Source organism: Polynucleobacter brandtiae (assembly GCF_002797575.1).
GTDB classification, from domain to species: Bacteria; Pseudomonadota; Gammaproteobacteria; order Burkholderiales; family Burkholderiaceae; genus Polynucleobacter; species Polynucleobacter brandtiae.
In genome coordinates this window covers 408101-432077 of the sequence record NZ_PGTX01000001.1, presented here as the reverse complement: position 1 = coordinate 432077, position 23977 = coordinate 408101, and the positions used below count along the sequence as shown (strand labels likewise).

The window sequence follows — 23977 nt, the reverse complement described above, 5'->3', positions numbered from 1 at the left end:
ATTGAGCGCTTATTAAGCGCTGATGAGGCTTGGTCTGAAGGCAAGATTTTTCACGCAATCTGGTGGAGGATTGCTGCCGTCTGACCAAGTGAGCACTTCAACACCATTTGCAGTGACTAGCAAGGTATGTTCCCATTGTGCTGAGAGGCTGCGATCTTTTGTTTTTACAGTCCATTGATCTGGCATTGTTCGAATCTCACGGCGGCCTGCGTTAATCATGGGCTCAATCGTAAAAGTCATGCCCATCTCTAGTTTCTCACCAGTACCAGGTTTACCGTAATGCAGAATTTGTGGGTCTTGATGAAAGACTTGGCCGATACCATGGCCGCAATATTCGCGCACTACTGAGTAACCGGCATTCTCAGCATGCGTTTGGATAACATGACCAATATCACCCAGCGATGCACCGGGCTTGACTTGGGCAATGCCCAGCCACATACATTCAAAGGTAATTTGGGTGAGACGTTTAGCCAGTACCGAAGCCTCGCCAACCATAAACATACGACTGGTATCGCCGTAGTAACCGCCCGGGGTAATCACAGTGATATCTAGGTTAACAACATCCCCACTTTTTAAAATCTTCTCTCCAGGAATGCCGTGACAAATCACATCATTTACTGAAGTGCAAATAGAGGCTGGAAATGGTGGATAGCCTGGTGGCTGATAATTCAATGGTGCCGGAATGGTGTTTTGAACATCCCGCATGTAAGTATGGCAAATCTGATCTAGCTCTGCTGTACTGACGCCCACTTTGACATGGGGCGCGACATGGTCGAGAACTTCACTGGCTAGGCGGCCAGCTTCGCGCATCCCTTGGATGTCTTTTTCGGCTGTAAATACACTATTCATAGCTCGATTATCAACGACTTGGCATTTTTTGGGAGATCTTGAATGCTCAATTAATGGGCAAGTGTGTCATTTTGGCGTGTTTAAGGTTGGGTTTATAACTGATGTTGCTGGGCTACGTTGGCCAGGCCCTTGATCTTTAAGCTATAATTTATAAATCAGTACCGTTTTTGGACTGAAATCGCAGGTTAGGCCTTCCAGGGTGGCGTTTTTTAGCGCAGCTAGGGCTTAATCTTAGAAAAAACCCTTAGGAGATGTTATGTCAGTAACAATGCGCCAAATGATTGAAGCCGGTTGCCATTTTGGTCACCAAACCCGTTTCTGGTCCCCAAGAATGGCCCCTTATATTTTCGGCCATCGCAACAAAATTCACATTATCAATTTGGAAAAAACATTGCCAATGTTTCAGGATGCCCTGAAGTTTGCAAAACAAATTGCTGCTAATCGTGGAACTATCTTATTCGTTGGTACCAAGCGTCAGTCGCGCGAGATCATTGCTGAAGAAGCGACTCGTGCTGGAATGCCTTATATCGATAGCCGTTGGTTGGGCGGTACGCTCACCAATTTCAAAACTGTTAAAGGCTCTTTGAAGCGTTTAAAAGATATGGCTGTTGCTAAAGAAGCAGGCGATTGGGAAAAGCTTTCTAAGAAAGAAGCCTTGACCAATGATCGCGATCTCGACAAATTACAAAAGGCACTCGGCGGCATTCAGGATCTAAATGGTGTTCCAGATGCTATTTTTGTAGTGGACGTTGGCTACCACAAGATTGCTATTACTGAAGCTATCAAGCTGGGTATTCCGGTGATCGCTGTTGTAGATACCAACCACTCACCTGAAGGTATTGATTACATTATTCCTGGTAATGATGACTCTAGTAAAGCCGTTTTGCTGTACGCTCGTGGTATCGCTGATGCGATTCTTGAGGGTAAGGCCGCCTCTACTCAAGCTGTGTTGACCGCCATCAAAGAAGGCGAAGAAGAGCTTGTTGAAGAAGGGAAAGCTGAATAATGGCCGCTATTACCGCTGCAATGGTTGGCGAGTTACGCGCCAAAACTGATGCCCCGATGATGGAGTGCAAGAAAGCCTTAACTGAGGCTGATGGTGATTTGGCTAGAGCTGAAGAAATTCTGCGTGTGAAGTTGGGAAGTAAGGCTGGTAAGGCTGCTTCCCGCGTTACCGCTGAAGGCATTGTGACTTCTTATATTGACGGTGCTTCTGGGGCTTTGCTTGAAGTGAACTGTGAGACTGACTTCGTTTCTAAGAACGATGATTTCTTAGCCTTTACTAGCGCATGTACTAAGTTGATTGCCGAGAAGAATCCAGCTGATGTCGCAGCCTTACTTGCTTTGCCATTGAACGACTCTACGGTAGACGTCATTCGTAGTGCATTGATCGGTAAGATCGGTGAAAACATCATGCCGCGCCGTTTTAAGCGTTTCTCTGGCAGTAGTAAATTGGTTTCCTACCTTCATGGCACGCGTATTGGTGTGATGGTTGAGTACGAGGGCGATGAGACTGCTGCAAAAGATGTGGCAATGCACATTGCTGCGATGAAGCCAGTGGCTTTGTCGATTGCTGATGTGCCAGCGCAAGCGATTGCTGTTGAGCGCAGTGTTGCCGTTCAAAAAGCTGCAGAATCTGGCAAGCCTGCCGAGATCGTTGAGAAAATGGTTGAAGGTTCTATTCAGAAATACCTCAAAGAGGTTTCTTTATTGAATCAAACTTTTGTTAAGAACGACAAGCAAACTGTTGAGCAAATGCTTAAAGCTGCAAATACAACGATTAAAGGCTTCACGATGTATGTTGTGGGTGAGGGTATTGAAAAGCGTCAAGATGACTTTGCTGCCGAAGTAGCTGCGCAAGTAGCTGCTGCCAAAGGCGCTTAATCAAGGGTCTATTTTGCTGGGTTGCACCCAGTGAAGTCTGTATTGCTCAAAAGGGCATGGAATCTTCGGTTTCCATGCCCTTTTGTTTGATCTGCAGTAAGCCCTTTATAATTCGGGCAGAGTATTAAAAACTACTTAAAGATCAATAAGCTGAGCAAGTATGTTGCTTGGCAAATTACGGAAAATAAAACGATGCCAGCCTACAAACGTGTTCTCTTAAAGCTCTCTGGTGAGGCCCTCATGGGTGATGATGCTTTTGGTATCAATCCAGTCACCATTGATTCAATGGTGAAAGAAATTGCTGAAGTGGTCGGGAGCGGTGTTGAGTTGGCAATCGTGATTGGTGGAGGCAATATCTTCCGCGGTGTAGCCGGTGGAGCTGCAGGGATGGATCGCGCTACTGCTGATTACATGGGTATGCTTGCCACGATGATGAACTCCCTTGCGTTGCAAGATGCTTTGCGTCAAAAAGGGATTGAGGCGCGCGTTCAATCCGCCCTCAGAATGGATCAAGTGGTAGAGCCATACATTCGTCCCCGGGCAATTCGTGCGTTGAGTGAAGGCAAGGTAGTCATCTTTGCTGCCGGAACAGGAAATCCATTCTTTACTACCGATACAGCAGCGGCATTACGTGGTGCAGAGATGGGCGTGGAGATTATGCTTAAAGCAACTAAAGTGGACGGCATCTATAGTGCAGATCCGATGAAGGATCCTACCGCTACTCTGTATAAAACAATTACTTTTGATGAGGCGCTCATCAAAAATCTACAAGTCATGGATGCTACTGCCTTTGCATTGTGTCGTGACCGTAAATTACCAATCAAAGTATTTTCGATTCTCAAGCCAGGCGCTTTAATGCGCGTGGTGCGAGGTGAGCCAGAAGGCACTTTAGTTCACGTTTAATAGGAGGCTTGATGTCCGCAGTAGAAATTAAAACAAACACCGATCAAAAGATGCAGAAGTCTCTCGAGGCTTTGAAATCTAATTTGGCAAAAATTCGCTCTGGCCGTGCTAACCCGGGGATTCTCGAACACATTCAAGTTGACTACTACGGCAATCCAACGCCTTTGAGTCAAGTGGCTAGCTTAGGCTTGGCTGATGCAAGGACAATCAACGTCCAGCCATTTGAAAAGACAATGGTAGGTGCGATCGAAAAAGCGATTCGGGATTCTGACTTAGGTTTAAATCCAGCATCACAAGGAACAATTATTCGCGTTCCAATGCCTGCATTAACGGAAGAGCGTCGCCGTGATTTAACTAAAGTGGTTAAAAATGAAGGTGAAGATACGAAGATTGCCGTGCGCAATCTCCGTCGTGACGCTAACGAGCACCTTAAGCGACTGACTAAGGATAAAGAAATTTCCGAAGATGACGAGCGCCGTGCAACCGACGAGATTCAGAAGATGACAGATCGTGCAGTGATCGACATTGATAAGCTTGTTTCGGAAAAAGAAAAAGAGATCATGACGGTTTAGTCGTCAATGAGATCTTTTTAATCCATCTTGATGACCCGGCATATTAGCTCAACTCAAGTTGTCCCTGAGGTAAGTGCAATTCCTCGACATGTTGCTATCATCATGGATGGTAACGGGCGTTGGGCTAGTCGGCGATTTATGCCGCGTGTGGCAGGTCATTCCGAAGGTCTTGGTGCGGTACGTAAAGTAGTTCAAGAGTGCAGAAAACTAGGGGTCGAGTACCTCACTATTTTTGCTTTTAGCTCTGAGAATTGGCGTAGGCCACCCGAAGAGGTGGGTTTTTTGATGAAGCTTTTTTTGAGGTCCTTGAAAAGCGAAGTGTCACACCTAGCTGAGAACGATATCTCCCTCAGACTCATCGGTGATTTAAGCCGCTTTGATGACAGCATTCAAGAGATGGTGCAATTTTCTGAGCAAAAAACGGCTGCTTGTAAGGGCTTAACGCTGACCATTGCAGCGAACTATGGTGGCCGCTGGGATATTTTGCAGGCGATGCGTAAATGCTTGGAGGGTAACCCTGATTTGCAGCCCGATCAAATTACAGAAGAACTGCTGCAACCCCATTTATCGATGGCATATGCCCCTGAGCCAGATTTATTCATTCGCACCGGTGGCGAACAGCGGGTCAGCAACTTTCTGTTGTGGCAACTTGCTTACACCGAGTTATATTTCACGGATACCTTATGGCCTGATTTTGATGAGATGCAACTTCATCAAGCGTTTAAATGGTTTAGCCAGCGCGAACGTCGTTTTGGTCGTACAAGTGCACAGTTGGCCACTCAGCCAATGAGCGATGCCATTTAAATATCTAAGCCTAATCTCGCCATGCTAAAAACCCGAATCATCACTGCCACTGTTTTGCTGGCCGTACTTTTACCTATTTTGTTTTTGTTGCCGGCATTTTATTTGGGTGTATTTTTTTTGATTGCATTGACGGCTGCAGCATGGGAGTGGAGTCGTATGATTGCCCCTCAGGCTAAATGGGCTGCAGTGCTTTATGCCTTGTTCTGCTTGGTAGTCATTCTTTTTTTACTTGGGATGCAAGCAGTTGCCTGGCAGTTCTCTCTTTTGATGATAGCGGTACTGTTTTGGTTTTTTATCGCACCATTCATTTTAGCTAAAGGAATGGATCTTCCCTTTCAGAGATTCAAAGCTTTCTACAGCATCGTTGGCCTCATTATTCTGCCAGCCACTTGGTTTGCCTTGATTTTTTTGCGCGAGTTAGGCCTCGTTTTTCTATTGACGAGCATTGCATTGGTTTGGGTTGCCGATATTGGCGCTTACTTTGTTGGAAAAGCGTTTGGCAAGCATAAGTTAGCCATTCATATTAGTCCCGGTAAGTCTGTTGAAGGTGCAGTTGGTGGGCTTTTGCTGTGCTATCTGTATGCTTTCTTGTGCGTAGTCTACTTACCGCTCGGCGATAGTTTATTTGGGGCGTGGGCCATTCGGTTTGGCTGGGTACCGATGTTTTTAATGGTAACTGTACTGGCTGCATTTAGCATCTTTGGCGATCTTTTTGAATCTCAACTAAAGCGTTTAGCTGGCGTCAAAGACAGCAGTTTTCTGTTGCCTGGACATGGTGGAGTCTTAGATCGTATTGACGCTTTACTTCCTACGATGCCAATTGCCGCATTACTTGCTGGGTTGATTTAATGGTTTGTCGACAGGTGGCTATCTTAGGGTCTACTGGATCGATCGGTATGAATACCTTAGCAGTCATTCGTGCTCATCCAGAGCGCTTTAAGGTTGTAGCACTGACTGCGGAAAAACAAATCGAGCGCCTTGCCCAGCAGTGTATGGAATTTAAACCTGATATTGCCGTAGTGGGAACCGCTGAGGGCGCTTCTCGTTTGCGCACCTTACTGCAAAATCAGCACAGTAGTATCCAAATTTTGTATGGTCCGCAATCTCTAGTGACTGCGGTGACAGAGTCGGGCTGTGATACCGTTATGGCGGCGATCGTGGGTGCTGCAGGCCTAGTCCCGACCTTGGCAGCTGCAAGAGCGGGCAAGAGAGTGTTGCTTGCGAACAAAGAAGCATTGGTGATGTCCGGTGATTTGTTTATGCAGGCAATGCAGGATGGTGGTGGAGAACTATTACCGATTGATAGCGAGCACAATGCGATTTTTCAATGCCTGCCATTTGGATTTACTAAGGCACCTGCCGAACATTTGGGCGTAGAAGAACTGTGGTTAACGGCTTCAGGTGGGCCATTCAGAGATCGGTCAGTGGCAGATTTAGCGATGGTCTCTCCAGAGGAGGCTTGCGCGCATCCAAACTGGGTCATGGGTAAAAAGATTTCAGTAGATTCAGCAACGATGATGAATAAAGGCCTGGAGGTCATTGAGGCATTTTGGCTGTTTGGCTTACCTATAGAAAAAATTAAAGTATTGATTCATCCGCAGAGCGTTGTCCATTCGATGGTGCGTTATCGCGATGGTTCGGTACTTGCACAAATGGGGCAGCCAGATATGCGCACACCCATCGCCTATGGATTAGCATGGCCAGAGCGGATTGATGCCGGTGTTGCTCCCCTTAGCTTGACGCAATTAGCGGGTCTTAGTTTTTCAGATCCAGACCTAAGTCAATTTCCCTGTTTGAATTTAGCATTTTTTGCTGCCAAGGCAGGGGGTACTGCGCCTACGATTCTTAACGCAGCTAACGAAATTGCAGTGGCAGCTTTTTTAGATACGGGTCTTCCCTATCTCCAGATTTCCGAAGTGGTAAATCGAACACTCGATTCCCTCGCTTGTGTCCCGGCTGACTCCCTTGAGGTGATTTTGGCAGTGGATGCGCAAGCACGCCAAATGGCGAGTCAAATGATTCAAACCCTGAAGTGAGTTATCAATGCAAGCTTTAATTACCCTAGCCTCATTTTTAGTAACACTGGGTGTGTTAGTCAGTTTTCATGAGTATGGCCATTTCTTAGCGGCACGTTTGTGTGGCGTCAAAGTGCTGCGCTTTGCCCTAGGGTTTGGAAAGCCAATCTATACCTATCGCGCTAAGAACAGCACGGAGTGGGTTCTTGCTTCGATTCCCTTAGGCGGATACGTTAAATTATTAGATGGGCGCGATAGCGAGCAGTCAATCTCGTCACAAGATCGAGCTAAAGCATTTGACAGTAAGCGCTTATGGCAGCGATCCTTCATCGTAGCGGCCGGGCCATTGGCCAATTTTTTGCTGGCTGTCATTTTATTTTCAATAATTTACGTGAGTGGTGTCCCTCAATTACCTGCTCGCCTGCAGGCGCCTGCAGAACAATCGATTGCGGCAAAAATAGGGCTAATTGAAGGTGACCAGGTTATTGGTTGGAAGTATCTTTCTTCGGATCAAGTGAATGGCGGTGTTCTTGAGCAGTTTGATGCAGTGTCTAGCTGGAATGCACTGCGTTGGTTGCTCATGGATGCAATAACAGCAGAGCAGGGCTTCGCTTTGGAGATACAGACCCCAGGGGGATCGAGAGTAAGCAAAGTGTTTAAAAGCGAGGATTTACCTCGAATTAGCCCCGAAACAGACCCCTTTAAGGCCCTGGGTATTTTGCCTAAAGTATCTTCTCCGCCTGATTTGATTGAGCTCAAATTAGGGCCTTTAGACGCGATTGCTTTTGCTGGCGAGCGGGTTTACTTAATTACCAAGGTTTCCTTGCGGCTCATGATGGGCTTGTTCACTGGCACTACTGCTTTAAATCAGCTTGGGGGACCCTTGAGTATTGCTGATATGGCTGGAAAGTCAGCGCAGGTAGGGTGGCAACCATTTGTTGCCTTTTTGGCGCTCATGAGCATCAGCATTGGTCTTCTCAATCTACTGCCATTACCAATGCTAGATGGGGGTCAGCTCCTGTATGATGCATGGGAGTTGCTTGCTGGAAAGCGCATTTCAGTACCAATGCAGGAAAAGCTCCAAAAAGTGGGTTTTTTGCTGTTAGTTTCTCTTTCTTTGCTGGCATTGTTTAACGATTTGCAACGCTACCTCTCACCTTGAATTTTCATAACACTCCATTTCGTGCGTTAACCCGTTTGCTGACCCAAATTACATTGATTGTTCTGGCGGGTTTATCTACGTATGCTCATGCAGCGGATTCTTTTGTAGTCAAAGATATTCGTATCGAGGGTTTGCAACGCGTTGAGCCCGGAACTGTCTTTAGTTATTTGCCCGTTCAAGTTGGCGATACCTTTACTGATGAAAAAGGTGCTGAATCAATTAAAGCGCTTTACAGCACTGGCTTTTTCCGTGACGTTCAAATTCAGGCTCAGGGTAACGTACTCATCGTGATTGTTGAAGAGCGCCCAACAATTTCCCGGATCGAGTTTACGGGCATGAAAGAGTTTGAGCAGGAAAACATACGAAAGTCCTTAAGAGCAGTAGGCGTTGCAGAAGCCCGCTTTTACGATAAAGCCCTCATTGACAAGGCAGAGCAAGAGCTTAAGCGCGCCTACGTCGGCAAAGGTATGTATGCCGCTGAGGTAGTTGCTACAGTGACCCCAGTCGAGCGAAATCAAGTGGCGGTGTATTTCAATATCGATGAAGGCCCAGTAGCCAAAATTCAAGAAATTAACTTTATTGGCAATAGCGTCTTTAGTGAAGGCACTCTCAAAAGCGAGATGCAGCTAAAAACCGGCGGATGGCTATCTTGGTACAGTAAAGATAATCTGTACTCCAAGCAAAAATTGACGGCAGACTTAGAGAATATTCGCTCTTACTATCTCAACCGTGGTTATCTTGAGTTTGTGATTGAATCGACTCAGGTTTCAATTACCCCAGACAAAAAAGGCATTTACCTCACCATTAGTATTCGTGAGGGCAATAAATTCACGGTTAAGAATGTTCGCTTGGCCGGTGAGTTGCTAGGCAAAGAGGCGGAGTTCATGCAGTTAGTCACGCTCAAACCCGGCGATACATTTTCTTCTGCTAAGTTAACTGAAAGCACCAAGGCTATCGCTGATCTGCTGGGTTCTTATGGCTACGCCTTCGCTACGATCAATCCCCAGCCAGATATTCGTCGCGACCAAAGTGAGGTCGACCTTACCTTGGTCGTTGATCCAGGGCGTCGCGTATATGTACGTCAAGTCAATGTCACTGGAAATGCTAAAACACGCGATATGGTGATTCGTCGTGAGATGCGGCAGTTTGAAAGCTCATGGTTTGATAGTGAGAAGATTGACTTATCCAAAAAGCGCTTAGGCCGACTCGGTTACTTTACCGAGACAGATGTCGCCACTCAGGATGTGCCGGGCTCGCCCGATCAAGTTGACGTCAATGTGAAGGTTAGCGAGAAGCCCACGGGCGCTGTAACGATCGGCGCTGGATTTTCTTCAACGGAAAAGTTAATCCTGTCTGCTGGTATCAATCAAGATAATGCTTTTGGTACGGGAACTGCGGTAGGTTTAAACGCCTCTTTGGGTAAGATTAATCAAAGTTTGGCCTTATCAAACTACGACCCATACTTTACGGAAGACGGCATCAGCCGTTACACCGATCTGTACTACCGATCATCCAAGCCTTTGTATTATGTAGGCGACCCTGACTATCAAATTAAGACTGTTGGCTCAAATATTAAATTTGGCGTGCCTTATACAGAAGTCGATCGGGTGTTTTTTGGTACGGGTATTGAGGTATTTAGTATTTATGCAACGCAAAATACACCAATTCCATATCAAAACTACGTAACAAGCTACGGTGGAACAGTGCCTGGACGGTTGCAGACTTATAACGTCCCGCTGACAGTAGGTTGGTCTCGTGATGGGCGGGATAGCGCATTAATTCCATCTACCGGATCTCTTCAGCAACTTTCTGCTGAAGTGGGCACCCCTGTGGGAGATTTAACGTTCTACCGAATCTTCGGGCAGTACCAAAAGTACCACTCATTTTCTAAGGGCAATATCTTGTCTTTTAACGGTGAGGTTGGTTACGGCGAGGCGTACGGCAATAAGCCGTTCCCGATTACCAAGAATTACTACGTCGGTGGTATCGGTTCGGTTCGTGGCTATGCTCCAGGCTCGCTTGGCCCCACTTATTACAATACTTTCGTCGGACGAAATCAGCCTACTGGCGGACAGTCCAAGATTGTTTCCAATATTGAATATACGGTCCCCGTCCCTGGGTCTGGCATCGATAAGACTTTACGGGTATTTACTTTCCTAGACGGCGGTAATGTATTTGGTGAGAATATTAATTTGGTCTTACGCTATTCTTATGGCTTAGGTTTATCATGGATATCACCACTGGGGCCGCTGAAGTTCAGTTATGGTATTCCGATCAAATCGTTACCAACGGATAATATTCAGCGTTTGCAGTTCCAGGTGGGTACGGCGTTTTAATTGTTCAAGGAAAGTGTTATGAAATTTAATCAATCTACCAAATGGATTCAGGTGGGCTTGTTAGCAGCCTTATCCTCACTCGCGCTGCCACAGGCATTTGCGCAAGATGCAGGAACTCGAATCGCAGCTGTGAACGTTGAGAAAGTATTTAATGAGTCTAATTTAGCAAAAGCTAGTCAGACTAAGCTCCAAAACGAATTTATGAAGCGTCAGAATGAAATTCGTGACAGCGCACAAAAAATTAAATCTGCAGCAGAAAAGTTAGATCGTGATTCAGCGGTCATGTCTGAAGCAGATCGTGTGCGTCGCCAGCGAGAATTAGCTGACCAAGATCGCGAACTCCAGCGTAAGCAGCGTGAGTACACTGAGGATCTGAATCAGCGGAATTTTGAAGAGCGTGCAAAGATTGCTGAAAAAGCAAATCAAGCCCTCAAGATCATTGCTGATCAGAGAAAAATTGATGTGATTATTCAGGATCCTGCTTACGCTAATCCTAAGGTCGATGTCACTGATGATGTCATCAAGGCCTTGAATAACCTTAAGTAATTCGCATGCCTACCGCCCTCGACCTGGCCGAACAGTTTCAAGTAAGCTTGGTGGGGGACGGCTCCCTTCTTTTAGAGGGCCTTGCGCCCCTTGAGAATGCGCAGCCAAATCAAATATCTTTTCTCTCAAATCCGCTTTATCGTAAGACTGCAGCTGATAGTTCAGCGGGCGCTCTGATCGTCAGTCAGGCGGATTTAGACTTCCTCCAGCAAGAGCCTGGATCTCAACATCAGTCTAGGGTGTATTTTGTTGCTAAGAATCCTTATGCAACGTTTGCCCGGTTCGCCCAATCATTTGCTCAGTTACACGCGCCTGTGTATAAGTCAGGTGTTCATGGGAGCGCTGTAATCGATCCACAAGCGACGGTTCCTGCGTCTTGTCATATTGGGCCTTTTGTTCATATTGGAGCGGGCGTGATCCTGGGGGAGCGCGTAGTTGTGTTGGGTAATAGCAGCATCGCCCGAAATGCCAAAATTGCAGACGATACTTTGATTTATCCAAACGTGTCGATCTATTGCGATATCACTATTGGTAAGCGTTGCATCATTCATAGCGGAGCAGTAATCGGCGCCGATGGTTTTGGTTTTGCTCCCGACTTTTCCGCCAAGGGCGGCGAATGGGTCAAAATTCCACAGACTGGTACGGTAGTCATTGGCGATGATGTAGAGGTGGGGTCATCCACCACTATTGATCGAGGCGCAATGAGTAATACGATTATTGGAAGTGGCACAAAAATTGATAATCAAGTTCAGATTGCGCATAACGTAATTATTGGTAACTGCTGTGTGATTGCTGGATGTGCGGCTATATCAGGGAGTACCAAAATTGGGCACTTCTGCATTATTGGCGGAGCTGCCAATTTTGCTGGTCATTTAACGATTGCGGATAGAACAACAGTCTCTGGCAACACCTCGATTATTCGCTCGATTACTGAACCTGGTCAGCACTTTACGGGTGTCTATCCGTCGATGCCGCATAGCGCTTGGGAAAAGAATGCAGCCATTCTTCGTGGGCTCGATAAAATACGTCAGCGTTTGCGTCTGCTCGATAAGCGTAATACTGCAGAGTAACGTTCAGCAGAATCCAATAACGGAATCTAATTACGGAATCTAATAACAGCGTTGCCCGTCCTGGCCGACAACAATTGACCAACTTTAATATGCAGGTAAAAAAATGAGCAAACCTATCGCAATCGATATACATCAGATCCTAAAATTATTGCCGCATCGCTATCCCTTTTTGTTGGTTGATCGGGTACTGGAAATTGAGCCGCGTAAAAGTATCACTGCTCTTAAGAATGTCACGATGAATGAGCCGTTCTTTCAGGGGCACTTTCCGGATTTTCCAGTGATGCCTGGTGTGTTAATTATTGAGGCGTTGGCCCAAACTGCAGCGCTGCTAACTTTTTCGGAAGAGCGTGCCGAGGATGCGGTTTACTATTTTGCCGGTATTGATGGCGCTCGATTTAAGAAACCAGTGCTGCCAGGCGACCAGTTAATCATGACTGCTACCCTGGAGCGTGAGCGCGCCGGAATTTATAAATTTCAGGTAAAGGCCACCGTAGACGGAGAGCTTGCTGCTGAGGCGAATATTACATGTGCAGTTCGTACGAAGGGCCTGTGATGACTCGGATTCATGCTTCTGCCATAGTTGACCCCCAAGCTGAAATTGCTAGTGATGTTGAGATTGGCCCTTATTCAGTGATTGGTCCAAACGTCAAAATTGGTGCTGGATGTAAGGTTGGTTCACATACCGTAATAGAGGGTTACACCACTATTGGTAAGGAGAACACTTTCGCTCATTTTTCAGCCATTGGCGGGCCTCCACAAGATATGAAGTACCGCGGTGAACCCACTCAATTGATTATTGGTGATCGCAATACAGTCCGGGAGTTCACCACGATTCATACCGGCACATCCCAAGATGAGGGCATTACGCGTATTGGAAACGATAATTGGATCATGGCCTATGTGCATATCGCGCATGATTGTCAGATTGGTAGCAATACTATTTTCTCCAGTAACGCCCAAATTGCAGGGCATGTGCAGGTGAGTGATTGGGTCATCATGGGTGGTATGTCAGGCGTACATCAGTTTGTGCGGATTGGTCAGCATGCCATGTTAGGTGGTGCCTCTGCTTTGGTCCAAGATATCCCTCCTTTTGTCATTGCGGCTGGAGATAAAGCTTCTCCACATGGTATTAATGTGGAGGGATTAAAGCGTCGCGGTTTTTCAAGTGATACTATCTCCGCACTACGGCAGGCCTATAAGGTTCTTTATAAAGATGGCCTGAGTTTTGAAGAGGCTAAGGTAGAGATACAGAAAATGGTTGTTGCTAATGCTGCTGATCTTGTCACCGCTGAAAAACTAGCCGAGTTCCATGATTTTATTGCCGCATCTACGCGCGGCATTGTGCGATAGAGACTGGCCTAGTACCCAAAATGGTGTCTAGGTTCAGGTTAGCCTGTGTTGCTGGAGAGCCCTCGGGTGATTTACTGGCAGCCCCGGTATTAAGTGCGCTTAGGCAGATTCCGGATACATCGAACTTAGACGTTTTTGGTATTGGCGGGTCTCGTATGCAGGCTGAGGGTTTGCGCTCGGATTGGCCGATGGAGACATTGAGTGTGCGTGGCTACGTTGAGGCAATTAAGCAGCTGCCAGCGATACTGCAGTTGCGACGCGAGTTGATCGCCTACCTTCTTGGCGAGGGTCGCCCCGATGTGTATTTGGGCATTGATGCACCTGATTTCAATTTAGGGGTTGAGCTCAATTTGCGTAAAGCAGGCATCCCGACACTACACTTTGTATCTCCTTCCATTTGGGCATGGCGTGCAGGGCGAATTAAAAAAATCGAGCAGGCCGTTGAGCGAATGCTTTGTATCTTTCCATTCGAGCTCGATATTTATGGGCGGGCAGGAATCAGTGCCACTTATGTTGGTCATCCCTTGGCTAGCGAAATCCCCCTTGTGCCAAACCCTTCCTTAGCTAAGCAAAAAATAAGCGATTTACTTGATTGCTCTATAAATCAACTAGACGGAACTATCATTGCCGTTTTCCCAGGTAGTCGTAGTTCCGAGATCGAATTGATTGCTCCTATTTTCTTTGAAACCATGGTTGAGCTTGCTCAGCAGATGCAAGGGCAGAAGCTCCATTTTTTAATTCCGGTGGCTACACCGCGTTTACGTGAGCCGCTCGAGGTTTTGCTCAAGCAAGCCCTTAACACCAATCCTGATCTGCATATTGTTTTGATTGATGGTGAGGCCGACGCTATCCTTGAGGCATCTGATGTGGTGCTGATTGCAAGTGGAACGGCGACCCTACAAGCAGCGCTATGGAAAAAGCCCATGGTGATTTCTTATAAGGTGCCCTGGTTAACTGCGCAAATTATGAAACGTCAGGGGTATTTACCTTACGTGGGTCTACCCAATATTTTGGCTGGTGAATTTCTAGTTCCGGAGTTGCTGCAAGAGGCGGCTACCCCTAAAAAATTAGCGAGTGCTTTGCTTGACTGGCTTAATCATCCAGCGAAGGTAAGTGCATTAGCAACTCGGTTTTCTGAGATTCATGAGACCTTACGGCGACCTACCGGCTTACTCGTTGCCCAGGCGGTTGCGCAAACAATTGCCGCTGGCAAGCATTCGGTTACGGCGTGAGCATATTTGCATGGGCTTAATCTGGGTGTGTGGAGTAGATGAGGCTGGCCGTGGCCCGCTGGCTGGGGCAGTAGTTGCGGGCGCTGTGGTGCTTGACCCTGATCATCCAATCGAAGGATTAAAAGATTCAAAGACTTTATCGGCCTCGCGCCGAGAATTTCTGTTTGAGCAAATCCAGCTCAAGGCAAAGGCCTGGGGTATTGGTGAGGCGAGCGCCGCAGAGATAGATGAAATCAATATTCTGCAGGCAACAATGCTGGCAATGCGACGTGCCATTGAAGATTTAACAACGCGTTTAGGTGCTTGGCCAGATAAGGCTTTGATTGATGGTAACCGCTGTCCAAACCTCCCCATTGAGGCAGAGGCCATAGTCAAGGGTGATACTAAGGAGCCAGCTATATCAGCGGCATCTATTTTGGCCAAAGTGACTCGTGATCGTCAAATGATGCAGTTGCATGAACGTCACCCTGAGTATGGCTTTGCTAAGCATATGGGTTATCCGACCGCAGCCCATTTTGCAGCTTTGCAGCAGTTTGGGGTATGTCAAGAGCATCGGCGTAGCTTCTCGCCTGTGCGTAAAGTATTGGTGCTGCATAGTCGATAATGAAGCCATGAAAATAGAATTTATCAGCTCCAAAGATAATCCCTTACTTCGGGAAATCCGCCTTTTACAGACTGCAGGTCCAAAAGGTCAAAAAGCCAGACTGACCTCGGGGCATACTCTGCTTGAAGGGATTCATTTAGTGCAAACCTGGGTTGGTGACCCTGCGCTAAATACATTGATAACCTCTGATCTGGGCCTGCAAAATCCAGAAATTTCTCAGGCCGTTTATGACCATGTAGAGATTTGCCCGGAAACGCGGGTGTACCAATTAGATAAGGGTTTGTGGGATCTGGTGAGTGACTTGGTCAATGCACCGCACGTTGCTGGATTTTTAGATTTACCTAAATCTAGTTTTGCATCGCGACAGCCGGTAGCGACCTTATCGGGCGACCTTCTGATTTTGGATCGTATACAAGATGCTGGCAATGTTGGCTCAATGCTTCGCACCGCAGCAGCAGCAGGTTTTACACAAGTTGTCGCAATCTCTGGCTGTGCGCATTTATGGTCTAGCAAAGTAATGCGTGCCGCTATGGGGGCCCATCGATTATTAGATATCCATGAGGGCTGGTCAAGCCAGCAGGTACTCAGCGCAGTGACTGCGCCACTTTTAGCCGCGACAGCTGATGCCTCTTTAGAATTATTTAATATGCCTCAAGTGCTCATGCATCCAGTAGCCTGGGTGATGGGAAGCGAGGGCCATGGGGTATCGGAAGATTTATTAGCACAAGCAAAAGGCGTTTCGATTCCGATGGATCCTCGAATAGAGTCTCTTAATGTTTCCTCTGCAGCGGCGATTTGTTTATTTGAAACGGTCCGCGTGCGTCGGGGTTAACCTAAGATCGTTTTATCGGATTTTATGGATTGCAGAACGGTAGTTGCGATCTCTTCAATCGATTTACTGGTAGTGACTACCCAAGGTATTGATTCTTTTTTCATCATGGCAGTCGCCTCATTAATTTCGTAGCGACAGTTTTCTAATTTAGCGTAATTGCTTCCTGGGCGGCGCTCATTCCGAATTTCAGATAACCGTTCAGCATCAATCATGAGGCCAAAAATTTTGCTTCGGTAGGGAATGAGGTCTTTTGGTAACTGTCCACGCTCAAAATCTTCTGGAATCAGGGGGTAGTTAGCCGCCTTCATTCCATACTGCATTGCTAAATAGAGGCTGGTTGGCGTTTTTCCCACTCTCGATATGCCCACCAAAATGACATCTGCTTCTGCCAGGTTTTTATTAGATTGACCATCATCATGAGCGAGGGAGTAATTAATGGCCTCAATGCGGTTTTTATAAGCTTCGGTATCAGCATTATGGTGGAGGCGATTCATGGCGTGAGTCGATTTAATGCCTAAAGCCTGCTCTAGGGGCGCCACAAAAGTTTGGAACATGTCCAAAATCAAGCCATTGGCTTTCCCAACAATCTGATTCAATTGCGGGTTCACTAAGGTGGTGAACACAATTGGCGGGACTTCGTATTTTGAGGCGGCTTGGTTGATGCTAGAGACGGCGTCATGGGCCTTTTCAGTGCTATCCACAAAAGGAACGCGAATGTGCTTAAAAGTGGCCTCAAATTGCGCCAAAATGGACTGACTGAAGTTTTCAGCAGTAATTCCAGTGCCGTCAGAAACAATAAAAACAATGCGGGTTTGGGTAGACATCAGTTTGGCCTATCGGACGTGGTCAGCACTACAATATGAAGTTGTTGAAGTATGCCGCATTTTATGCCGCCGCTTGACCAGTTTTCCTACCTTAAGAGAGTATTTTATGTCCAACCAACAGCAACAAAATAGCAATGTAGCGAATGCCTATGTTTTGCCTTTTGAGCAACTCCGAATGACAGATGTTGAGTCTGTCGGCGGTAAAAATGCGTCATTAGGAGAGATGATTTCCCAGTTATCTGCCACTGGTGTGAGAGTGCCAACGGGTTTTGCTACAACCTCTTTGGCTTTTCGGGACTTCTTGGCGCATAACAATCTAACCGAGCGGATTCAGAAGCGTTTAGAGAATCTAAACATTGATGATGTGCGCGCTTTAGCCCAGGCCGGTAAAGAAATTCGTGGATGGATTGAGACTGCCCCTTTTCAAACTCGCCTCGATGAAGAAGTTCGTGCAGCATTCAAGCAATTGGATGATTCGGGTAATGGATCCTTTGCTGTGCGATCTTCTGCCACCGCAGAAGATTTGCCTGATGCCTCTTTCGCTGGCCAACAAGAAACCTTCCTGAATGTGGAAGGGATCGACGATGTTCTTAAAAAGATTCGTGAAGTATTTGCCTCTCTTTATAACGACCGCGCCATCTCTTATCGTGTTCACAAGGGTTTTGCTCATGCAGAAGTAGCCCTATCGGCGGGTATTCAGCGGATGGTGCGCTCTGACTTAGGTGCAGCGGGCGTAATGTTTACTTTAGATACTGAGTCTGGTTTTGAGGATGTCGTATTTATTACTTCAAGCTACGGTCTTGGTGAGACCGTTGTGCAAGGTGCAGTGAACCCAGACGAGTTTTATGTTTTTAAAACTACCTTAGCGCTTGATAAGAAGGCGATTATTCGTCGTTCATTAGGCTCAAAACTCATTCAGATGCAATTTGCACCTGCAGGTTCCGCAGAAAAAGTAGTGACGGTGGATGTTGCTCCAGAAATGCGTAATCGTTTCTCCTTGGAGGATGCAGACATTACAGAGTTAGCTAAATACGCTGTGATTATTGAAAAGCATTACGGTCGCCCAATGGATATTGAATGGGGCAAAGATGGTCAAGATGGCCGTATGTATATTTTGCAAGCGCGCCCAGAGACTGTGAAGAGTCAAGCTGCTGGCCAAGTAGAGATGCGCTACAAGTTAAAAGGTAGCTCTAAGGTGTTAGCCAAAGGTCGTGCGATTGGTCAGAAGATCGGTGCTGGACCGGTACGAATCATTCGTGATCCTAGCGAAATGGATCGAGTGCAGCCAGGTGACGTGTTGGTAGCTGATATGACTGATCCTAACTGGGAGCCAGTGATGAAGCGGGCAGCAGCGATTGTGACTAACCGTGGTGGGCGTACTTGCCATGCTGCCATTATTGCGCGTGAGCTGGGTGTTCCTGCTGTAGTAGGTTGTGGTGATGCCACAGAGCACTTGCAAGACGGCATGATGGTTACCGTGTCTTGTGCAGAGGGTGATGAGGGCCACATTTATGATGGCTTGATTGATACTGAAGTTACTGAGATTTCTCGCGGTGTTTTGCCAGAAATTCCAGTGAAGATTACGATGAATATTGGTAATCCTCAGTTAGCTTTTGACTTCTGTCAAATTCCAAATGCTGGGGTTGGCTTAGCTCGCCTTGAGTTCATCATTAATAACTACATCGGCGTCCATCCTCGTGCAGTTTTAGAGTATCCCAATATTGAGCCGGACTTAAAGCGTGCTGTTGAAAGCGTTGCACGCGGTTATGCAAGTCCTCGTCAGTTTTATGAAGATAAATTGGTTGAAGGTGTAGCTACGATTGCTGCCGCTTTTTATCCAAAACCAGTGATTGTCCGTCTGTCAGACTTCAAATCAAATGAGTACAAGAAACTGATTGGTGGCTCCCGCTACGAACCAGATGAAGAGAACCCAATGCTTGGTTTCCGTGGCGCTTCCCGCTATGTATCCGCAGACTTTGGCGAGGCATTTGCTATGGAGTGCGCGGCAATGAAGCGTGTACGCGAGGATATGGGTCTAGATAACGTAGAGATCATGATTCCTTTTGTACGCACGATCAAGCAGGCGGAGCGAGTCATCGATATGATGGCTAAATTGGGTCTCAAACGTGGCGAGAAGGGCTTACGCCTGATCATGATGTGTGAGATTCCATCCAATGCCATCTTGGCGGATCAGTTCTTAGAGCACTTTGATGGCTTCTCGATTGGCTCTAACGATATGACTCAATTAACCCTTGGATTAGATCGTGACTCTGGAATGGAGTTATTAGCCATTGACTTTGATGAGCGTGACCCTGCAGTCGAGTTCATGATTGCTCGCTCTATTGAGGCCTGTCTCAAGCAAAATAAATATGTCGGTATTTGTGGCCAGGGACCTTCGGATCACCCTGACTTTGCCCGTTGGTTAGTGGCGAAGGGGATAAGTTCTATCTCACTCAATCCTGACAGTGTCGTCGCTACTTGGGAAATGCTGGGTAAGTCCGAGGCGTAAAACATCACGCTTTGAGATCAACACACAAATCGATCTAACAAAAAAGCCTAGACAAAAAATCTAGGCTTTTTCTTTGCGCACCATATTAGTGCATAAAGATCTAACTAGGCATTCAAATCGCCTCTAGCGATACGCCCTTTTTGTACTTCCCATTCCCGTTCCTTGGTAGCGGCCCGTTTGTCATGCTGCTTTTTACCCCTTGCTAAACCAATTTCGCACTTCACATTACCTTTGGAGAAATGCAAATTGAGTGGAACGAGGGTGTAGCCCTTTTGCTCTACCTTGCCAATGAGCTTCTTAATTTCAATAGCGTTGAGCAAGAGCTTGCGAGTACGAGTGCTGTCCGGAACAATATGGCTTGACGCCGAGAGTAGGGGGGTAATGTGACAGCCAATCAGGAATAGCTCCGCCTGACGAATGACAACATACGCTTCTTTGACGTGCACGCGACCAGCGCGGATGGCTTTAACTTCCCAACCTTCCAACACTAGACCTGCCTCGAACCGTTCCTCGACAAAATAATCGAAGAAGGCTTTTTTGTTATCGACGATACTCATATTTATTTAGCTTCTCAAGATCGATTATGGCAGACGTATACAAGACCGTATTAATTGGCCAGTCAGCCGACCGCATGTATGGCCTGGTAACGGATGTTGCTCGTTACCCAGAGTTCCTGCCCTGGTGCGGCGGAGTGGAAATTTTCGAGCAATCGGAAACCATCTTAGACGCCAAAATCAACATCCAATTTAAGGGTATTACACAGTACTTTCATACTCGGAATGTAAACCACCGACCCGAAACCATCGATATGGTCTTTGTGGATGGGCCTTTTAAGCATTTTTCAGGGCAATGGAACTTTATTCCCCTGAAAGAAAATGCCTGCAAGGTAGAGTTCAAGCTCCACTGGGAGTTCAAGAGCATCATATTGGATAAGATTATTGGCCCTGTGTTCGGTCATATTGCGGGTACTTTTGTGGATTGTTTCGTAAAGCGCGCTGAAGACCTTGATGGGCAATAAGTCATTAGAAATCCTGATTTGTGATGCCAGGTTGGGGGCTCCAATACCGACCCCATTTGTATTGACTCTGACCCCAGATGAGGTCCCAACGGTTGGCCTGACCTTACTCAGGGCGGGTATTGCCGAGAGTCCCTCAGATCCTGCATTAGCCAGAAAAGGGTGTTTTGGTGTTTTTGGTAAGCGTAAGGAGTGGGATAGCCCGATTTACGCTGGAGACCGGTTAGAGCTCTATTCAGCACTGCTTATTGACCCCAAGACCGTTCGCCGTAAGAAAGCCAATCAGAACCAAGATGCTAAATTCCAAGCGGCCGCGGCCAAAAGGAAGTCTAGAAGGCTATAATCTGTTTTTGCGATTAGGGGTTTTGCATGCGACTCATTCAAAAAGCACTCACATTTGATGATGTGCTCCTAGTACCGGCTTACTCGTCGGTACTTCCTCGAGATGCCAGCTTGGCAAGTAAACTAACTCGAGATATTTCACTCAATACACCGTTGGTGTCTGCTGCTATGGACACCGTTACTGAGGGCCGCTTGGCTATTGCCATGGCTAGTGAAGGTGGAATTGGCATTATTCATAAGAACTTAAAGCCGGCGGAACAAGCGCGTGAAGTGGCTAAAGTCAAGCGATATGAATCTGGCGTCCTACGCGATCCTATTACGATTAGCCCTGATGCCACTCTGCGTCAGGTGATTCAGCTTTCTCGAGAGCATGGCTTTTCTGGTTTCCCAGTGTTAACGGGCAAAGAAGTGGTGGGCATTATCACCAACCGTGACTTACGCTTTGAAGAAGATTTAGATGCGCCGGTAAAAACCAAGATGACGCCACGTGATCGTTTGATCACTGTGAAAGAGGGTTGCTCCTTAGAGGAGGCTAAGCGCTTGATGAGTCAACACCGCCTAGAGCGAGTCTTGGTTGTCAATGATCGATTTGAGCTACGTGGATTGATCACTGTAAAAGATATTCTGAAGGCTACTGAGCATCCGAACGCTTGTAAAGACAGCGAGGGTAAATTGCGCGTAGGCGCTGCGGTTGGTGTGGGTCCTGATAATGACGAGCGTATCGAACTCCTCGTTCGTGCTGGCGTGGATGTATTGGTGGTTGATACTGCTCACGGCCATAGTCAAGGTGTCTTAGATCGTGTCAAATGGGTTAAGAAAAACTATCCTCATATTCAGGTGATTGGTGGAAATATTGCTACTGGCGAAGCTGCTAGAGCGCTTGCCGACCACGGCGCCGATGGTGTCAAGGTAGGTATCGGCCCCGGTTCTATTTGCACCACCCGAATTGTTGCTGGTGTTGGTGTTCCCCAAATCTCAGCGATTGTGAATGTGGCTGCAGCACTGAAGGGCACGGGTATTCCATTAATAGCGGACGGTGGCGTTCGCTATTCAGGTGATGTGGCAAAAGCATTGGCTGCAGGTGCTAGTTCGGTCATGATGGGTGGTATGTTCGCTGGCACTGAAGAGGCGCCTGGGGAAGTATTTCTTTATCAAGGCCGTTCATATAAAAGCTATCGCGGCATGGGTTCGCTAGGCGCAATGGCTGATGGTTCTGCAGATCGATATTTTCAGAGCGACATTAGCGCTGCCAATGCTGAGAAGCTGGTGCCAGAGGGCATTGAAGGTCAAGTGCCTTACAAAGGTAGCGTTCTGGCGATCTTGCATCAGTTGACAGGCGGTATTCGTTCTTCAATGGGATACCTTGGCTGCAAGACGATCGACGAGTTACATGAAAAAGCGAATTTTGTGGAAATAACCTCAGCTGGCGTGCGTGAATCGCATGTGCATGATGTGAAGATCACCAAGGAAGCCCCGAATTACCATATTGATTAAGGCTGTTGCTGCCGTGCACGACAAAATACTGATTCTCGACTTTGGTTCACAGGTCACCCAACTCATTGCCAGACGCGTTCGTGATGCTCGGGTGTACTCTGAGATCCACCCCTACGATTGTGACCCAGAATTTATTCGCCAGTTTATTCAAGAGCAGGGCGGCAAGGGCATTATCTTGTCTGGGGGTCCAAGCTCAGTAACTGAGGCAGACAGCCCTCGCGCACCCCAAATTGTATTTGAGCTAGGCGTTCCCGTTTTGGGGATTTGCTATGGCATGCAAACCATGGCAACTCAATTGGGCGGGGCTGTTGCTTCGGCTGAATCCTTAGGGAAGGCGCGTGAGTTTGGGTACTCAGAAGTGAGGGCGCATGGTCACACTAACTTACTTAAAAATATCCAGGACTTTTCGACTAGCGAAGGCCACGGTATTCTGAAAGTATGGATGAGTCATGGCGATTCCGTTACGACGCTGCCCCCCACTTTCCAATTGATGGCTTCTACGCAGTCCTGTCCGATTGCCGGTATGGCTGATGAAGTACGTCGATTTTATGCATTTCAGTTTCATCCAGAAGTGACGCATACATTGCAAGGTACCGCGATCATTGAGCGTTTTGTCCATGAGATCTGCGCTTGTAAGCCAGATTGGGTAATGGGTGATTACATTAGCGAAGCTGTTGAGCATATTCGTAAACAAGTCGGTAGTGATGAAGTGATTTTGGGACTCTCGGGTGGAGTTGATTCCAGTGTTGCAGCAGCGCTGATTCATCGTGCTATTGGTGATCAACTAACTTGTGTTTTTGTTGATCACGGCTTACTTCGTTTGAACGAAGGCGATATGGTGATGGAGATGTTTGCCCGTAACCTCGGTGTAAAAGTGATTCGTGTGGATGCCAAAGAGAAATTCATGTCTGAGCTTGCTGGCGTTGCAGATCCGGAAGCTAAACGTAAAATTATTGGCAAAGAGTTTGTAGAGATTTTCCAAGCTGAATCTGGCAAGATTGAAAATGCCAAGTGGCTTGCTCAGGGCACTATTTACCCAGACGTCATTGAGTCTGCTGGCAAGGGTAAGAAGGGCGCGCATACGATTAAGAGCCATCACAATGTGGGTGGTTTGCCTGAAGATATGCACCTCAAGCTGCTTGAGCCATTACGTGAATTGTTCAAAGATGAAGTGCGTGAGCTTGGGGTTGCCTTAGGCTTACCGCGTGAGATGGTCTATCGCCATCCCTTCCCAGGCCCAGGTCTTGGTGTTCGTATTCTGGGGGAAGTAAAGGCGGAATTTGCCCATCTATTGCAACGTGCTGATGCGATCTTCATTGAAGAGTTGCGCAATACCGTCGATCAAGCAAGCCAAAAATCTTGGTATGACCTGACTAGTCAGGCTTTTGCTGTATTTTTACCCGTCAAATCCGTTGGTGTGATGGGTGATGGCAGAACCTATGAATATGTAGTGGCACTTAGGGCAGTCCAAACGCAAGACTTTATGACTGCTCATTGGGCGCATCTACCTTATGAATTGCTGGGCAAGGTATCTAATCGCATCATCAATGAAGTACGTGGAATTAATCGTGTTGTCTATGACATCAGTGGAAAACCACCGGCCACAATTGAGTGGGAATAACGTAATTCAACTC

24 protein-coding genes are annotated in these 23977 nt (G+C 47.0%); 21 read left to right on the top strand and 3 right to left on the bottom strand.

All coding sequences use genetic code 11. The features are described from left to right. Positions 1–12: 12 nt before the first annotated feature. The gene (gene map, locus B0G85_RS02215; protein ID WP_100378799.1) at positions 13–849 is read right to left on the bottom strand and encodes a type I methionyl aminopeptidase; all 837 of its coding nucleotides are present in this window, start codon (positions 847–849) and stop codon (positions 13–15) included. A gap of 256 nt (positions 850–1105) precedes the next feature. Between map and rpsB the strand changes: the two genes are divergently transcribed. The 16 genes from rpsB (at position 1106) to B0G85_RS02135 (ending at position 16159) form a co-directional block, all read left to right on the top strand. After that, a complete protein-coding gene (rpsB, locus tag B0G85_RS02210; protein WP_100378798.1) occupies positions 1106–1855 on the top strand; it encodes a 30S ribosomal protein S2 in 750 nt (249 codons plus the stop codon). After that, positions 1855–2733: a translation elongation factor Ts gene (gene tsf, locus B0G85_RS02205; protein WP_100378797.1), complete on the top strand. Its 879-nt coding sequence runs from the start codon at positions 1855–1857 to the stop codon at positions 2731–2733. Before rpsB ends, tsf begins: the two co-directional genes overlap by 1 nt. A 192-nt stretch (positions 2734–2925) precedes the next feature. Further along, entirely contained in the window at positions 2926–3636 is a 711-nt protein-coding gene (pyrH, locus tag B0G85_RS02200; protein WP_100378796.1) for a UMP kinase, read from the top strand. Positions 3637–3647: 11 nt separating this feature from the next. Then, positions 3648–4208 carry a ribosome recycling factor gene (frr, locus tag B0G85_RS02195; RefSeq protein WP_100378795.1) on the top strand — a complete coding sequence of 187 codons (561 nt, stop codon included), beginning with the start codon at positions 3648–3650 and terminating at the stop codon, positions 4206–4208. A gap of 30 nt (positions 4209–4238) precedes the next feature. Beyond that, positions 4239–5012 carry an undecaprenyl pyrophosphate synthase gene (gene uppS, locus B0G85_RS02190; protein ID WP_100378794.1) on the top strand — a complete coding sequence of 258 codons (774 nt, stop codon included), beginning with the start codon at positions 4239–4241 and terminating at the stop codon, positions 5010–5012. A gap of 21 nt (positions 5013–5033) precedes the next feature. Beyond that, positions 5034–5861, top strand: coding sequence for a phosphatidate cytidylyltransferase (locus tag B0G85_RS02185; RefSeq protein ID WP_100378793.1), 828 nt, complete (start codon positions 5034–5036; stop codon positions 5859–5861). Further along, entirely contained in the window at positions 5861–7048 is a 1188-nt protein-coding gene (gene ispC / locus B0G85_RS02180; RefSeq protein WP_100378792.1) for a 1-deoxy-D-xylulose-5-phosphate reductoisomerase, read from the top strand. Before B0G85_RS02185 ends, ispC begins: the two co-directional genes overlap by 1 nt. A 7-nt stretch (positions 7049–7055) precedes the next feature. After that, a complete protein-coding gene (locus tag B0G85_RS02175) occupies positions 7056–8189 on the top strand; it encodes a M50 family metallopeptidase (RefSeq protein ID WP_100378791.1) in 1134 nt (377 codons plus the stop codon). A 35-nt stretch (positions 8190–8224) separates the two neighbouring features. Beyond that, positions 8225–10525, top strand: coding sequence for an outer membrane protein assembly factor BamA (bamA, locus tag B0G85_RS02170; RefSeq protein ID WP_232725928.1), 2301 nt, complete (start codon positions 8225–8227; stop codon positions 10523–10525). Positions 10526–10543: 18 nt separating this feature from the next. Then, on the top strand, positions 10544–11071 hold the full coding sequence (locus tag B0G85_RS02165; RefSeq protein WP_100378789.1) for an OmpH/Skp family outer membrane protein: 528 nt from the start codon (positions 10544–10546) through the stop codon (positions 11069–11071). Positions 11072–11076: 5 nt separating this feature from the next. Continuing rightward, on the top strand, positions 11077–12141 hold the full coding sequence (gene lpxD / locus B0G85_RS02160) for a UDP-3-O-(3-hydroxymyristoyl)glucosamine N-acyltransferase (protein WP_100378788.1): 1065 nt from the start codon (positions 11077–11079) through the stop codon (positions 12139–12141). Between the two features lie 103 nt (positions 12142–12244). Continuing rightward, positions 12245–12694: a 3-hydroxyacyl-ACP dehydratase FabZ gene (gene fabZ / locus B0G85_RS02155; RefSeq protein ID WP_100378787.1), complete on the top strand. Its 450-nt coding sequence runs from the start codon at positions 12245–12247 to the stop codon at positions 12692–12694. Further along, entirely contained in the window at positions 12694–13491 is a 798-nt protein-coding gene (gene lpxA, locus B0G85_RS02150) for an acyl-ACP--UDP-N-acetylglucosamine O-acyltransferase (protein WP_100378786.1), read from the top strand. The genes fabZ and lpxA overlap by 1 nt, the downstream gene beginning before the upstream one ends. 20 nt (positions 13492–13511) lie before the next feature. Beyond that, positions 13512–14723 carry a lipid-A-disaccharide synthase gene (gene lpxB, locus B0G85_RS02145; protein ID WP_100378785.1) on the top strand — a complete coding sequence of 404 codons (1212 nt, stop codon included), beginning with the start codon at positions 13512–13514 and terminating at the stop codon, positions 14721–14723. A 10-nt stretch (positions 14724–14733) separates the two neighbouring features. Further along, positions 14734–15327, top strand: coding sequence for a ribonuclease HII (gene rnhB, locus B0G85_RS02140; protein WP_198508675.1), 594 nt, complete (start codon positions 14734–14736; stop codon positions 15325–15327). A 7-nt stretch (positions 15328–15334) separates the two neighbouring features. Beyond that, positions 15335–16159 carry a TrmH family RNA methyltransferase gene (locus B0G85_RS02135; RefSeq protein ID WP_100378784.1) on the top strand — a complete coding sequence of 275 codons (825 nt, stop codon included), beginning with the start codon at positions 15335–15337 and terminating at the stop codon, positions 16157–16159. On the opposite strand, the gene ppsR is transcribed toward B0G85_RS02135, so the two are convergent. After that, entirely contained in the window at positions 16156–16983 is an 828-nt protein-coding gene (ppsR, locus tag B0G85_RS02130) for a posphoenolpyruvate synthetase regulatory kinase/phosphorylase PpsR (RefSeq protein WP_100378783.1), read from the bottom strand. The two genes, B0G85_RS02135 and ppsR, sit on opposite strands and share 4 nt — an antisense overlap. 106 nt (positions 16984–17089) lie before the next feature. Here ppsR and ppsA point away from each other — a divergent pair, with 106 nt between their 5' ends. Further along, positions 17090–19492 carry a phosphoenolpyruvate synthase gene (gene ppsA / locus B0G85_RS02125; protein WP_100378782.1) on the top strand — a complete coding sequence of 801 codons (2403 nt, stop codon included), beginning with the start codon at positions 17090–17092 and terminating at the stop codon, positions 19490–19492. A 104-nt stretch (positions 19493–19596) separates the two neighbouring features. Here ppsA and smpB read toward each other — a convergent pair whose 3' ends face one another. Then, positions 19597–20049, bottom strand: a complete 453-nt coding sequence (smpB, locus tag B0G85_RS02120; protein ID WP_100378781.1) for an SsrA-binding protein SmpB — start codon at positions 20047–20049, stop codon at positions 19597–19599. A gap of 26 nt (positions 20050–20075) precedes the next feature. Between smpB and B0G85_RS02115 the strand changes: the two genes are divergently transcribed. From B0G85_RS02115 to guaA, 4 genes are read left to right on the top strand one after another with little or no spacing between them, the layout of a single operon-like run. Continuing rightward, entirely contained in the window at positions 20076–20510 is a 435-nt protein-coding gene (locus B0G85_RS02115; RefSeq protein ID WP_100378780.1) for a type II toxin-antitoxin system RatA family toxin, read from the top strand. After that, complete coding sequence (locus B0G85_RS02110; protein ID WP_100378779.1) at positions 20500–20850, top strand: RnfH family protein; 351 nt, start codon at positions 20500–20502, stop codon at positions 20848–20850. The genes B0G85_RS02115 and B0G85_RS02110 overlap by 11 nt, the downstream gene beginning before the upstream one ends. Before the next feature lie 26 nt (positions 20851–20876). Continuing rightward, the gene (guaB, locus tag B0G85_RS02105; RefSeq protein ID WP_100378778.1) at positions 20877–22343 is read left to right on the top strand and encodes an IMP dehydrogenase; all 1467 of its coding nucleotides are present in this window, start codon (positions 20877–20879) and stop codon (positions 22341–22343) included. Between the two features lie 13 nt (positions 22344–22356). After that, on the top strand, positions 22357–23964 hold the full coding sequence (guaA, locus tag B0G85_RS02100; RefSeq protein WP_100379148.1) for a glutamine-hydrolyzing GMP synthase: 1608 nt from the start codon (positions 22357–22359) through the stop codon (positions 23962–23964). The last annotated feature ends 13 nt before the right edge of the window (positions 23965–23977 follow it).